11 protein-coding genes, 1 tRNA gene and 1 riboswitch are annotated in these 13390 nt (G+C 61.6%); of the genes, 5 read left to right on the top strand and 7 right to left on the bottom strand.

All coding sequences use genetic code 11. The annotated features are described in order from the left end of the window. The first annotated feature begins 9 nt into the window (after positions 1-9). Positions 10-128, top strand: a riboswitch (TPP riboswitch). 36 nt (positions 129-164) lie between these two features. From thiB to QQJ98_RS05570, 3 genes are read left to right on the top strand one after another with little or no spacing between them, the layout of a single operon-like run. After that, complete coding sequence (gene thiB / locus QQJ98_RS05580) at positions 165-1148, top strand: thiamine ABC transporter substrate binding subunit (protein ID WP_284324337.1); 984 nt, start codon at positions 165-167, stop codon at positions 1146-1148. After that, positions 1124-2668, top strand: a complete 1545-nt coding sequence (locus tag QQJ98_RS05575) for a thiamine/thiamine pyrophosphate ABC transporter permease ThiP (RefSeq protein ID WP_284324336.1) — start codon at positions 1124-1126, stop codon at positions 2666-2668. Before thiB ends, QQJ98_RS05575 begins: the two co-directional genes overlap by 25 nt. Then, complete coding sequence (locus QQJ98_RS05570; RefSeq protein ID WP_284324335.1) at positions 2655-3347, top strand: thiamine ABC transporter ATP-binding protein; 693 nt, start codon at positions 2655-2657, stop codon at positions 3345-3347. The genes QQJ98_RS05575 and QQJ98_RS05570 overlap by 14 nt, the downstream gene beginning before the upstream one ends. A gap of 54 nt (positions 3348-3401) precedes the next feature. Here the strand turns inward: QQJ98_RS05570 and QQJ98_RS05565 are convergent, their stop codons facing one another. From QQJ98_RS05565 to QQJ98_RS05550, 4 genes are all read right to left on the bottom strand, one after another. After that, positions 3402-4190, bottom strand: coding sequence for a cytochrome c1 (locus tag QQJ98_RS05565; RefSeq protein ID WP_284324334.1), 789 nt, complete (start codon positions 4188-4190; stop codon positions 3402-3404). 19 nt (positions 4191-4209) lie between these two features. Then, on the bottom strand, positions 4210-5523 hold the full coding sequence (petB, locus tag QQJ98_RS05560; RefSeq protein WP_284324333.1) for a cytochrome b: 1314 nt from the start codon (positions 5521-5523) through the stop codon (positions 4210-4212). Positions 5524-5534: 11 nt separating this feature from the next. Further along, positions 5535-6095, bottom strand: a complete 561-nt coding sequence (petA, locus tag QQJ98_RS05555) for a ubiquinol-cytochrome c reductase iron-sulfur subunit (protein WP_284324332.1) — start codon at positions 6093-6095, stop codon at positions 5535-5537. 247 nt (positions 6096-6342) lie between these two features. Then, the gene (locus QQJ98_RS05550; RefSeq protein ID WP_284324331.1) at positions 6343-6951 is read right to left on the bottom strand and encodes a glutathione S-transferase; all 609 of its coding nucleotides are present in this window, start codon (positions 6949-6951) and stop codon (positions 6343-6345) included. A 135-nt stretch (positions 6952-7086) separates the two neighbouring features. Here QQJ98_RS05550 and QQJ98_RS05545 point away from each other — a divergent pair, with 135 nt between their 5' ends. Next, positions 7087-11187: a WG repeat-containing protein gene (locus QQJ98_RS05545; protein WP_284324330.1), complete on the top strand. Its 4101-nt coding sequence runs from the start codon at positions 7087-7089 to the stop codon at positions 11185-11187. Positions 11188-11238: 51 nt separating this feature from the next. Here the strand turns inward: QQJ98_RS05545 and QQJ98_RS05540 are convergent, their stop codons facing one another. The 3 genes from QQJ98_RS05540 to QQJ98_RS05530 all read right to left on the bottom strand — a co-directional run bounded on the left by QQJ98_RS05540 (position 11239) and on the right by QQJ98_RS05530 (position 12220). Then, positions 11239-11871, bottom strand: a complete 633-nt coding sequence (locus QQJ98_RS05540) for an FMN-binding negative transcriptional regulator (protein WP_284324329.1) — start codon at positions 11869-11871, stop codon at positions 11239-11241. 74 nt (positions 11872-11945) lie between these two features. Continuing rightward, positions 11946-12071, bottom strand: coding sequence for a type B 50S ribosomal protein L36 (gene ykgO / locus QQJ98_RS05535; RefSeq protein WP_023666132.1), 126 nt, complete (start codon positions 12069-12071; stop codon positions 11946-11948). A gap of 74 nt (positions 12072-12145) precedes the next feature. After that, positions 12146-12220: transfer RNA gene (locus QQJ98_RS05530), tRNA-Val, on the bottom strand. A 182-nt stretch (positions 12221-12402) separates the two neighbouring features. Between QQJ98_RS05530 and QQJ98_RS05525 the strand changes: the two genes are divergently transcribed. Continuing rightward, a complete protein-coding gene (locus QQJ98_RS05525) occupies positions 12403-13260 on the top strand; it encodes an N-formylglutamate amidohydrolase (protein WP_284324328.1) in 858 nt (285 codons plus the stop codon). The last annotated feature ends 130 nt before the right edge of the window (positions 13261-13390 follow it).

Here is a 13390-nt window from a genome sequence, read left to right as displayed (position 1 = left end):
CCTATGCTTTGCCCTACCTCGGGGAGCCCCCGGCGTTTCTCTGAAATGCCCAAAGGCTGAGATGCGAAAGCGAACCCGTCGAACCTGAACCGGATCATACCGGCGGAGGGAAGGTGCATGGGTTCTCCATTGCCGACCAATTCCGTCGCAACTTGGAGAAAGACATGAATACCAAACTCCTCGCTGCGGGCCTTGCATGTATTGCGAGCCAAGCCGCAGCCGAAACCCCCACGCTGACCGTGTTGACCTATGACAGCTTTACCTCGGAATGGGGCCCCGGCCCTGCGATTGAAAAGGGGTTTGAGGCCAGCTGCGGCTGCGATGTGAAATTCATCTCGGCAGGCGATGGCGCGGCGCTGTTGGCGCGGGTCAAGCTGGAGGGCAAGGACAGCAAGGCGGATGTCGTGGTGGGGTTGGATACCAACCTGACCGCAGATGCCAGTGCGACCGGGTTGTTTGCCCCCGTTGCGGCCCAGCCGAACAGCCTGCCGGTGCCGTTCAGCGATGCCAATTTCATCCCGTTCGACTGGGGCTATTTCGCCTTTGTTTATGACAAAACCAAGGTGGCCGTGGCGCCGACCAGCTTTGCAGAGCTGGCTGCGTCTGATCTGAAAGTGGTGATCGAAGACCCACGCTCATCCACCCCCGGTCTGGGGTTGGTGTTGTGGGTGAAGGACGCTTACGGCGACAAGGCCCCGCAGATCTGGGCGGATCTGGCCGATAACATCATCACCGTCACCCCCGGCTGGTCGGAAGCTTACGGCATGTTCACCGAAGGGCAGGCCGATATGGTGCTGTCCTACACCACCTCGCCCGCCTATCATCTGATCGCAGAGCAGGATGACACCAAGGCGGCGGCGGCTTTTACCGAGGGGCATTACATGCAGGTCGAAGTGGCGGGCAAGCTGGCCTCGTCGCAACAGCCGGCGCTGGCGGATCAGTTTCTGGCCTACCTGACCTCGGATGCGGCGCAAAGCGTGCTGATCACCACGAACTGGATGTATCCCGCGAAAACCCCGGCGGAAGGGCTTCCGAAGGGCTTTGAAACACTGGTTCAGCCCGCTAAATCGCTGCTGATGACGGCCGCCGATGCCGAAGCCGCCCGTGCCCCTGCGATTGCGGAATGGCAAGCAGCGCTTTCAAAATAAGCCCAGCCCAAGGGCTGAGCATTGTCATTGCCGCGCTGATCTTGGGCAGCGCGGCAATGGTTGCCGCATGGGCGGATGGCTTTGCTTTGGCACCGGCAGATTGGCAGGCACTGCGCTTTACGCTGCTGCAAGCTGGCCTGTCGGCGGCCGTTTCTAGCCTGCTGGCGATCCCTGTCGCGCGCGCTTTGTTCCGGCGGCGCTTCCCGTTGCGCGGGCTGTTGATCCGCCTGTTGGCCGCACCTTTCGTGCTGCCGGTGGTGGTGGCGGTGATGGGGCTGCTGACGGTCTTTGGCCGCGGCGGGCCAATCAACGTGGGGCTTGGCTGGTTGGGCCTGCCCGAAGTGTCGATCTTTGGTCTGCATGGCGTTGTGTTGGCCAATGTGTTCTTCAACCTGCCGCTGGCGACGCGGATGCTGCTGCACGGCTGGCAGGCGATTCCGTCCGAGCGGTTTCGGCTGGCGCAATCGCTGGGGCTGCCGCCCTCGACCCAGTTCCGCCATCTGGAAGCCCCGATGTTGCGCGCACAACTGCCGGGTATCTTTGCGGTGATCCTGTTGATTTGTCTGGCGAGTTTTGCCATCGCCCTGATGCTGGGCGGCGGTCCAAAGGCCAGCACGCTGGAGCTTGCGATCTATCAATCCTTGCGGTTTGAATTTGATCTGGGCCGCGCGGCTTTGTTGGCTGCCGTTCAATTCAGCCTCTGTGCGGTGATCACTTTGCTGGCGGCAAAGCTAACCTTGCCGCAGGGATTTGGCGCGGGGTTGGGGCGCAGTATGGATAGCCCTGCGCCGAAATCATGGCGCAGGCTTTGTGATGTGGTGGCGATCGCTGCGGCTGCGCTGTTCTTGTTCGGGCCGCTGCTGGCGGTGGTGATCAAGGGCGTTCCGGGGCTTGCAGCGCTGCCGAATGGGGTCTGGCCTGCGGTTCTGCGCTCGGTTGTGGTGGCGGTGGTGTCGGCGCTGCTGGCGAGTGCAGCGGCGCTGATCATGGCGACAGGGGCGGCACGTAACAAAGGCAAGGCCATCGAGCTGGCGGCAATGCTGCCGCTGGCCGCCAGTGCGTTGGTGTTGGGCACCGGGTTGTTTCTGCTGGTGCGGCCATGGATTGCGCCGGAAAGCGTGGCGCTGCCGATCACGGTTCTGGTCAATGCGACGCTGACCTTGCCCTATCTGTTCCGCCTGCTTTTGCCCGAGGCACGCCAATTGCGGGCCGATTATGGCCGCCTGACGGCCTCGCTGGGCTTGCCACGCCGCACGCGGCTGCGCTTTGTCACTTTGCCGCGATTGGCGCGGCCTTTGGGCTATGGGGCCGGGCTGGCAGCGGCGCTGTCGATGGGTGATCTGGGGGTGATCGCGCTGTTTGCGGGCGACGGCGGGGCCACGTTGCCGCTGTTCGTGCAGCATCTGATCGGAGCGTATCGGCTGCAACAGGCAGCGGCGGCGTCGTTGATTCTGGTGGCGGTCAGCTTTGCGCTGTTCTGGGCCTTTGACCGATTGGGAAGCTATTATGCTGACGCTTGAGAGGCTGGTTCTCAGCCAGGACGATTTCCTGCTGACTGCCGATTGGTCAGTGGCTGCGGGCGAGAAGGTGGCCTTGATCGGGCCATCTGGTGCCGGAAAGTCTACGCTGCTGATGGCGTTGGCCGGGTTTTTGCCGCCTGCGCAGGGGCGAATTCTGTGGCACGGGGCAGACCTTGCCGGGGTTGCGCCGGGGGATCGGCCTTTGACCATTCTGTTTCAGGATCAGAACCTGTTCCCGCATCTAAGCTTGGCGCAAAATCTGGGGCTTGGCCTGTCGCCGACTCTCAGGCTCACCCCGGATCAGGCCGCGCAGATCGACGCGACGCTGGCGCAGGTTGGCTTGGCGGGCATGGGCGGGCGCAAGCCGGGTCAACTGTCGGGCGGACAGCAGGGCAGGGCGGCACTGGCGCGGGCATTGCTGCGGGCGCGGCCATTGCTGTTGCTGGATGAGCCTTTCGCCGCCCTTGGCCCCGCCCTGAAGGCCGAGATGCTGGATCTGGTCGATGAGGTCGCGCAGGCGACGGGTGCGGCGGTGCTGATGGTGACGCATGACCCCAGTGACGCCAAGCGCTTTGCCGATAAGACGCTGCTGGTGGCGGATGGCGTGGCACATCCGCCGGTGCCTACCGTGGATTTGTTCGCCAATCCGCCGCAGGCTTTGCGCGACTACCTTGGCTAGAAAATGAAAAACCCCGCACCAAGGCGGGGTTTTCCGAACGCACTGCATGAAAGCTTAGTGCGCTTTCTTGCCTTTGATGCCCGACCACAGCCGCTTGTTGGTCAGATACAACAGCGACGACAGCACGATCAGGAAAAGCACCGCCTTGAAGCCGACATCCTTGCGGGCGTTCAGCTTGGGCTCTGCGGCCCACATCAGGAAAGCCGACACGTCTTCAGCCATGTGCTTGATATCATTCGGCGCACCGTCGGCATATTCCACCTGACCATCGGCCAAGGGCGGTGGCATTTTGATCCAGCCGCCGGGGAAGGTGTGGTTCGCGTAGAAAGTCGAACCGGCTTCCTCTTTTTCTTCACCGGTGTAGCCGTGCAGGATCGACACGATATATTCCGGGCCGCCCATGCCTTTGGTCAGCTGGTTGAAACCCAGACCATAGGGGCCGTGGAAGCCTGCCCGCGCCTTCGCCATCAGCGAAAGATCCGGGGCACCTGCGTCGTTGTTGGCAGGGAAGTGGTCGGTCGGCAGGCCGTCGCGGTCTTCACCGGTGTCCTTGTCGGTCACGGTAAAGCCCTTGGCATACGCCCGGACCTGATCTGCCGGAAGCTGCACCCCGTCTTCGTCTGACAAGGCGCGGATCGGCACGAATTTCAGGCCGTGGCAGGCAGCGCAAACCTCGGTGTAAACCTGAAGCCCGCGTTGAAGCTGATGCGCGTCATAGGTGCCGAACGGGCCTTCAAAGCTGAACGGCACGTCTTCGATATGGCCGCCACCTTCGGCAGCGAAGGCCACACCTGTCATCAGGCTCAGTGCAGAGACAGCGCTGATTGCGATTTTGCGAAACATCTCAGTCAGTTCCTTTCTCTCACTCAGCCGGTTCGGCGTAGTGCGACTTGAAGTCTTCTTCGATCGTGGCGGGTTGCGGCAGCGGTTTTTCAAGCACACCCAGCAGCGGCAGGATGATCAGGAAATAGCCGAACCAGTAGAACGACGCGATCAGCGAGATCCAAGGATAGATGCCTTCGGTCGGCATCGCGCCCACCCACATCAGGATCACGAAGTCGATCACCAGCAGCCAGAACCAGCCCTTGAATTTCGGGCGATACTTGCCCGACCGCACCGAGGACGTGTCCAGCCACGGCACCAATGCCATCACGGCAATCGCGCCGAACATCGCCAGCACGCCGAAGAATTTGGCGTCGATGATGCCGAAGGACAAGAACTCGGTCACCTGCACCACGAAAACATCGGCGGTGAAGGCGCGCAGAATCGCGTAGAACGGCAGGAAGTACCATTCCGGCACGATATGCGCAGGTGTCGAAAGCGGGTTCGCCTCGATGTAGTTGTCAGGGTGGCCAAGGAAGTTCGGCATAAAGCTGACCACGGCAAAGAAGATCGCCAGAACCACAGCCAAAGCGAACAGGTCTTTGATCACAAAGTAGGGCCAGAACGGCACGGTGTCTTTCGCGGCCTCTTCCTTCGAGGTGCGGCGGACTTCAACACCCGTCGGGTTGTTGTTGCCGGTGTTGTGGAACGCCCAGATGTGCAGGGCAACCAGTGCCGCGATCACGAAGGGCAGCAGGTAGTGCAAGCTGAAGAAGCGGTTCAGCGTGGCGTTGTCGACGGCAGGGCCGCCCAACAGCCATTCCTGAATGGTCGGGCCAACGCCGGGAATGGCGCCGAACAGACCGGTGATCACCGTGGCACCCCAGAACGACATCTGACCCCAAGGCAGAACGTAGCCCATAAAGCCGGTCGCCATCATCGCCAGATAGATCAACATGCCGATGATCCATGTCACTTCGCGCGGGGCTTTGTAGGAACCGTAGTAAAGGCCGCGGAAGATGTGCAGATAGACGGCAAAGAAGAACAGCGACGCGCCGTTGGCGTGGATATAGCGCAGCATATAGCCGCCGTTCACGTCGCGCATGATATGCTCGACCGACGCGAAAGCGAAATCGACATGCGGTGTGTAATGCATCGCCAGCACGATGCCGGTGATGATTTGCAGCCCCAGACAGAACGCAAGGACAATGCCCCAGATCCACATCCAGTTCAGGTTTTTCGGCGTCGGGATCATCAGCGTGTCATAAGCAATCGCAACGATCGGCAGACGTTTGTGCAGCCAGGTCTGAATACCAGGCTTGGGTTCGTAGTGGTCGTGCGGAATTCCGGCCATGTTTTCTGTCCTTATCCGAGCTTGATCGTGGTTTCGTTTTCGAACTTCGCCACCGGAACTGGCAAATTGCGCGGCGCTGGGCCTTTGCGGATACGTCCAGCCATGTCGTAATGCGAGCCGTGGCACGGGCAGAACCAGCCGTCAAAATCGCCGGCATCGCCCAAGGGCACGCAACCAAGATGGGTGCAAACGCCCATCATCACCAGCCACTCGCCTGCTTCATCCAAGGTGCGGTTCTTGTCTTCTGCCGTGGCGGCCGAATCGAGGTTGGCGTTCTCGGCATTGGTATCGACCAGATCGCTGAGTGCGACAGCGCGACCTTTTTCAATGTCATCGGGTGTGCGGCGGCGGATGAACACCGGCTTGCCGCGCCATTTCACCGTGATCTGGGTGCCAGCCTCAACGCCCGAAACATCGACCATGATCGAGGCCAAGGCGCGGGTATCTGCCGAGGGGTTCATCTGGTTCACCAGCGGCCAAACCGCTGCGCCAGTTGCAACAACGCCCGCCCCGGCGGTTGCATAATACAGGAAATCCCTGCGGGTGCCTGCGTGATCGTCTGCGTGGGACACGAGAACTTCTCCCTTCAAAGGTCGCATGGCGTGCGACCTATATATAGCCGAGGCCCCGGTTTCCCGGTGCCTTACAAGGCCGGGTTTAGCCACAGAAAGCGCGGGCGTCCAGCGGACAAAGCCGCGCAGGGGCGGCGGAAATCAGCTTTTCGCTCTCTGCGACCTTGAAGCGACGCAAAACTTTCCCATGGACCGCCGATTCGCCCGGATTTGCTGCAAATAAAGTGTTTTTGTCGGATTTAGAGACTCAGACCGCGACCGGTTGCGTCGCCAAAAGTGCCGGACGTTTGGCAAATTCGGCAAGCCAAGCTGCCAGCATCGGCCGCCCCTCACGCCAATTCCGCACCCCCAGCCGGAAGTCGAGGTATTCCAGCGCGCAAGCCAGCCCGATCTGCGGCATTTCCAACGGGCCGTGCAAATGTGGCTGCCATTCGGCCTCGATCAGATCCAGCGCGCGGGCGGCTTTGGCCCATTGCGCCTCGATCCAATCGGGGAATTGCTTGTCCGCCGGGCGCAGCCGCACCTCGTAAACCATTGCCAGTGCGGCCTCCAGAATACCGTCCACGGTGGCTTCGCGGGTCAGGCAGGCCCAGATTGCGGGCCCTGTCGGATACATCGCCCCCCCGGCGAAGTCGTTGAGATAGCGGCAAATCACCCGGCTGTCATAGATCGCGCCAGCGTCAGTTTGCAGCGCGGGGATCTTGCCCAGCGGGTTTTGATCGACGGGCAGCGATCCGGGGGCCAAAGGCGTGCCCATCACATTCACCATCTCGATCCGGCCCTCTAGCCCAAGCTCAAGGATCAGCGCCAAGACTTTGCGGCCAAACGGCGTGGCAGGAGAGGTGTAAAGGCGCATGGCAGATCCGATCTTGGCTGTGATTCGTGTGATTGCGGCCAGTTAAGCCGCGCTATTGCCCGCATGACAACACTTGTCAGTTGCCCAAACGCCCCAGCCAGCGCACCCTTTGGCAACCCGAACCCGGAGCTACCCGTGCGCGCCCTTATCCTTGCTGCCTTCCTTGCCTCTCCCGCCGCTGCCGAAGATGCCTTTCAGTGGGTGGTGCAGCCCAGCTTTCAAGACGCCCAAGCGGCAAGTCAGGGCGTGGTGCCGCTAAAGCAAGGCGATGTCTGGGGCTTGATGGCGGCTGATGGCACATGGGCGGCCCAGCCCGAATATCAAGCGGTGGGCGATGCCGCGCAAGGCTGGTTCCCGCTGCAAAAGGCCGGGAAATGGGGGATGCTGGATGGCACCGGCGCCGAGGTTGCGGGCTTTGACTATGACGCCATCGGCAAGCCTGCCGCCTATACGCCGTTCAAATATCAGGGCCTGTGGTATGCGCTGAACCCGCAGGGCGCGTTCGAGGCCAACCCTTTGCCGTTTGATACTATACTGGGTAATGACGACCGCTGCATCACTGGCACCCAGAACAACACGTTTGTCAGCTACTCGGGCAGCCCAAATTCCGGCAGCAACGAGGCTTTCGTGCAAACCCTGCCGGATGTGCAAGACGCGCTGCCGCCGTCGGAAGGTATGGTCGCTCTCAAGCTGCCGGGCGGTTGGGTGCAAATCAACTGTGCCGATGGCGCAATGGTGATTGGCGATGACAGCACAGCGGCATTTGTGGCGATGCGCGCTGTGCATGATGGCTATGCGGCGGTGCAGACGGCGCAGGGCTGGGGCTATGCCACGCCTTATGGCGTCGATGTCGAGATTGGCGGCGATTACACGGCGGCGGGCGATTTTTCCGAAGGCCTGGCCCCGGTGCAGGTGGCAGGCGGCAAGTGGGGCTATATAAACCACCAGAATCAGATGGTTATCCCAGCCACCTTTGACCGTGCCTATGGCTTTGCCGATGGATTGGCGGGCGTGCTGATCGGCGACAAACGTGGCTTTATCACACCAGACGGCAAGCTGGTGGCAGAGCCGCAGTTTGACGATTTCTGGCGGCATGACGGCGGTGTGGTCCCCGTGCGGCAAGGGGATCTGTGGGGGGTGATTGCTCCCACGGCGACCGATCCGCTGACCCGTTATGACTTGCCACTGGCCGCGCTGACCGACGCGCAACAGCAACACCCCACCGGGTTCGAGCTGGTGCCCTCCAACCCGCATTACTACGTCGCGCAAGATGATGTTTCGCTCCACTCGATCAGCTTTGCGCGGGATGGCACGGTGATGCTGACCGTGTTGGCCAATGGCTTCAACGCCGAACTGGCCCTGTGGGACATGCGCAGCCATCGGCTGATCCGCAAGGTCAAGCAAGCCGACCTGACCCAAGCCACCCTGCTGCCCGGCACAAATCTGATCATGGCAGGCTATACCTCGGGCCATATCGCGCTGTTGGATGCGCTGACCGGGGCAGAACTGCGCCGCCTGCATCCGTTCAAAGGCCCGGTGCTGGATATGGTGATCTCGCCCGATGGCAAAATGCTGGCCCTGACAGATGGGATGCAGATCCGCCTCTGGAACCTTGCGACGGGTGCGGCCCTGTCCGCGATCGCGGAACCCGCACATAAGCTGCGCTTCAGCGCTGATTCGGCAGAAATCTTCGCCGCCAACAGCCAAGGCGGGCTGGTGCGTCGCGGCCTGACTGGCGAGATCATCGCCCGCGTTCCCGAAGGTCCGCCGCCGGAATACCCACTGGCATTGACCTCGGCCGTCACGACGATTGCGCTTGGCCCGGATGGCACGTTGGTGATGGCGGGCAGCCGCTTGGTGCAGCAAAGCGATGGCTTTTACAAACCCGAGAATTGGCTGGATGTGATTACCGAAACTGGCAGCCGCCGCATTGATCTGCCTGCAACGGTTTATCGGGTGATGACGCTGGATATCGCGCCCGATGGCAAAACAATGGCCTATTCCAGCACGCAGTCTGATCCCTATGTTGCCTATCTTGCCGTGCTGAACCTTGCCGATGGCGCCTTGCTGGCCGAGGTGACGCTGGATGATACGGCGCAGGCGCAGGCCAAAGGCATGCCCCGCGCCATGTCTGCGCTGGACCGGATCAGCTTTGCCCCCGATGGCAGCCTTGTGCTGATCGGCTCGCAAGGCAGCGATATTCTCAGCCTCGATGCCGGAACCCTGGTGAAACAAGCCACCTTCGCGACGCCGCTCGTCACTGCGCAAAACGGCACAGCACTGCTGGATGGCAGCCGCTTTTTCACCACGGATGGCGCAGGCGGGGTCTGGGTTTGGGATCTCGCACAGGGTCGGCTGGAAACGCGGGTCCAGATGACAGACGCAGGCTTTGGTGTCGAAGAACAGATCGAACCTGTCGGCGACAGGTTTTACCTGTATTCCGGCCTTGAAGAAGGTTTGGCCGCCGCCTTCGATATGAAAACCCTGACGCAAATCCCACTTGGTCAGGATGAAACCAACGCCGTTCTGGCCGAGATGGATTACGATCCTTCGCTGCCCTATTCCGACGATTTGAACGCGCAGTTCCGGGCCTTGAATGTTGAAGGCGCACGGGCGGCTGTGCTGGGTGGGCGCGTTGGGGTGGTGCTTGATCCGGTCGGCCTGCACCGCGCCTATGATCTGAAAACCGGGGCACTTCTGGCCGAGTTTCTGGCGACCCCAGATGGCGAATGGCTGATGCTGACGCCCGAAGGCTTCTTTGCGGCCTCGCCCAATGGCGCGCAACTGGTGTCCGTTTCCAACGGTCTGCGGGCCTTCTCGGTCGATCAGGTCTATCAGGCTTTGTATCGCCCCGATCTGGTGGCCGCGAAACTGGCGGGCGACCCGGATGGTCTAGTCGCCAAGGCCGCCGCCGAACTGGACGTGACCCGCGTTTTGGGCTCTGGCCCCGCACCGATCACACGGTTCAAACTGCCAAGTGCAAAGTCGTCGGAGCCTGACTTTGAGGTCGAGATTGAATTGCAGGACGAAGGCGGCGGTATCGGTCGCGTCGAATGGCGGCTGAACGGCATGACGGTCGAGGTGCAGCCCACCCGCGCGCCGGTGGCACTGGACGAAGACCTGCCCACCGCCAAGACCCGCGTGGCGCTGGACCCCGGCGAGAATATCATCGAGGTGGTGGCCTATAACGCCGCCGGTCTGCTTGCCTCACCAGCGCGGCAAATGACCGTGACGTGGGACGGGGTGGCCAGTTCGGAACCGCCCGTCCTGCATGTTTTGGCGGTCGGCGTGAACGATTACGCCGACGGTCGCTTGCAGTTGAAATACGCCGCGGCCGACGCGCAAGCCTTTGCCGAGGCTATGAAAAAATCCGGCGCGGGCCTGTTCAAATCGGTAAATGTCGTGACCCTGCTGGACCGCGATGTGACCGAAGCCAAGCTCGACGCGGCTTTCACGGATATGGGCAAACAAGCCAAATCGCAGGATGTGTTCCTGTTTTTCCTCGCGGGGCACGGCAAGACGGTCGAGGGCAAATATTACTTCATCCCGCAGGATTTCCGCTTTGAAGGCGATGATCCGATCCGCACCAAAGGCATTGATCAGGATCGCTGGCAGGAATGGGCAGCACGGGTCAAGGCGAAGAAATCGGTGATGATCTATGACACCTGTGAAAGCGGCAGCCTGACCGGAACGCGGTCGGTCGATGCCGCGATGGCGCAATCGGCGGCGGTGGAACGCCTGACGCGGGCAATGGGGCGCACGATCCTGTCGGCCTCCACCGACGATGCGCCCGCTTTGGAAGGCTATCAGGGCCACGGCGTGATGACATGGGCGATGCTGGATGCGATGGGCAAGGCCGATACCAACGGCAATGCAACGATCGAAGTCACCGAACTCGCCAGCTTTCTGGATCTGAAAGTCCCCGAGGTTTCCTTTGCCGCCTTTGGGCTGCGCCAAGTGCCGCAAATGTCGATCAAGGGTTCAGATTTTGCTTTGGGATCAAAGGTTTCCGTTCTGGGTGCCAGCGCCGAAAGCTTCCCTGCCACCTTGACGCATGTGGTTGCGGGCGGCACGGCAGTGCTGGATGCGCCCGGCGGCACCCAGACCCAAGTGATCGCGGCGGGCGTGTTTTCCGGCGTCTACAAGATCGAAGAGCAAGACGGTTTCGCCCGCATTGCCAAAGATGGCCGCGCGCTGGGCTGGGTGCCGGTTGCCGCGCTGACGCCGTTGCAATGAACCACGGGGCCCCGGATCAAGTCCGGGGCGGCGTGGCTTTGCGGGCTGGCGTCAGTCCCGATCTCTGGCCAGCGCCGCGCGCATCAGCGCAGCAATCGCCTGCGCACCGCTGTCGTCCTGCTGCGCCAGATGATCTGCCGCCCGCGCCCGCACCTCTGCCGCCTTGTTCTGGTTCAGCTTCCATGTGCCATCGACCGCAGCCACATCAAACCGAAACGGCAGAATCATCCGCATGAACCGCGCCATCCCGTCACTGCTCATCTTGTCCGAGGTCCACGGTTTCTTCGGCAACAGCCGGTTTTCATGCTCGGCGGACACCGCATCGACATGGCCGCGCAGCGACTCACCGGGCAGGGCCGACAGCGTTCCACGCAGATGCACCGCGATGTAATTCCACGTCGGCACCTGTTCGTCGACGCCATACCAATCGGGCGAGATATAGGCATCGGCCCCGGATATCATGATCACCGCCGCAATCGGCCCCGCCAGACAGGCCCGCGCCACCGGGTTAGAGCGCGCCAGATGCAGCTCGGCAAAGCCCGCATCGGCTGACAGCAGAAACGGCACATGCGCGGCCAGCGGGCCATCCACGCCATTCACCGACAGAATCCCAAATCCCTTAGCGCGGGCAAAAGCCAGATTATCCTCGGGCGGCGTGCTGCGAAACGCGGGATTGGGGTGCATGCTGTGATCCTTTGGGAATTGAAAAAGCCGCCAGAGATTGCTCTCGGCGGCCTATTCTAAGCTGCTGGCACTGTTCAACCCTGACGGGCCTTGTAGCGCTTTTGCGTCTTGTTGATCACATAGACGCGGCCTTTACGGCGCACGACCTGGCAATCACGATGACGCGTCTTCAGCGAGCGGAGCGAGTTTGCAACTTTCATATCGCATCTCCCTTGTTCGCGGCGCGTCTTCGCGCCAGTTGAAAAGCGTTGCCCCCGTTGCCGGAGACGGTGAATGGTGGGCGGTACTGGGATCGAACCAGTGGCCACTACGATGTCAACGTAGTGCTCTACCGCTGAGCTAACCGCCCACAAACCTGACGTTCCCGCCCTGACTTTCTGTCCCAGCCGCAAGGCTCAAACAAAAGGACGCGGGCGGAACCGCGTCGGATGGCTGGGCTATAAACAGAGTCGGCGGGCTGTTCAAGGGGGTAAAGGGGGGTATCGGCAAAGGATATTTTGCAGTTATATCACAAAGTAACAGGAGTGTGGCGTGTCGCAGATCTATCGAATCCTTCGCCCTGTGCGGCAAGATACGGCAGTCGTGTTCGCCTCGCCACACAGCGGGCGCAGCTATTCGGCGGCATTTCTGGCGCAAACCGTGCTGTCTGCCCACGCGATCCGGTCTTCAGAAGATGCCTTTGTGGATCAGGTGTTTGGCGCAGCGCCGCTGCATGGTGCGCCGCTTTTGCTGACCGATGTGCCGCGCGCCTATCTTGATCTGAACCGCGCGCCGGATGAATTTGACCCTGCCGTGATCGAAGGCATCTCGCGGGTGCCGCACAATCCACGCATCTCGTCCGGGCTTGGGGTGATTCCCCGCGTGGTCTCGGGCGGGCGGTTGATCTATCGCGGGAAACTGCCGCTTGCCGAGGCCGAGTTCCGGGTGGCGCAGGTCTGGCACCCCTATCACCGCGCCCTGCGGCAGTTGCTGGACGAAACGCATGCGCGCTTTGGCGAGGCGGTGCTGATCGACTGCCACTCGATGCCGCACGAGGCGATTGACGGCCACGGTCGTCCGGGCCAGCCAAAACCCGATGTCGTATTGGGCGATCGCTTTGGGGCTGCGGCGGGGCGGCATGTCATGGATCACGTCGAGGCAGCCTTTCAGCGCACCGGCCTGCGCGTCGCCCGCAACACCCCCTTCGCGGGGGCGTTCATCGCGCAAAGCTACGGTCGCCCCTCGGCCCGCCGCCATGTCATTCAGGTGGAAATAGATCGCGGCCTGTATATGGACGAGGCCACGATCACCCCACATGGCGGCTTTGAGGATTTCCGCGCGCTGATGGCCGAGGTCATCGCCGAAATCGCAGGCATTGGCCGCGCCAGCCTGCCGCTCGCGGCCGAATAACCCCCAACACGCCGCCGCGCCGGACTTGATCCGGCGCGGCGAGGGTATTGCGGTTACTGCAACGCCCCCTATCTGCTGCCATTCGTTAAAAATGTCTTAACTTCATAAACCTAAGTCCTTGACCTAAAAC

The organism is Cypionkella aquatica (assembly GCF_030161095.1).
In the GTDB taxonomy this organism is placed as follows: Bacteria; Pseudomonadota; Alphaproteobacteria; order Rhodobacterales; family Rhodobacteraceae; genus Cypionkella; species Cypionkella aquatica.
Note: the sequence above shows the minus strand (reverse complement) of the source record. Positions and strands in the feature narration are given on the sequence as shown.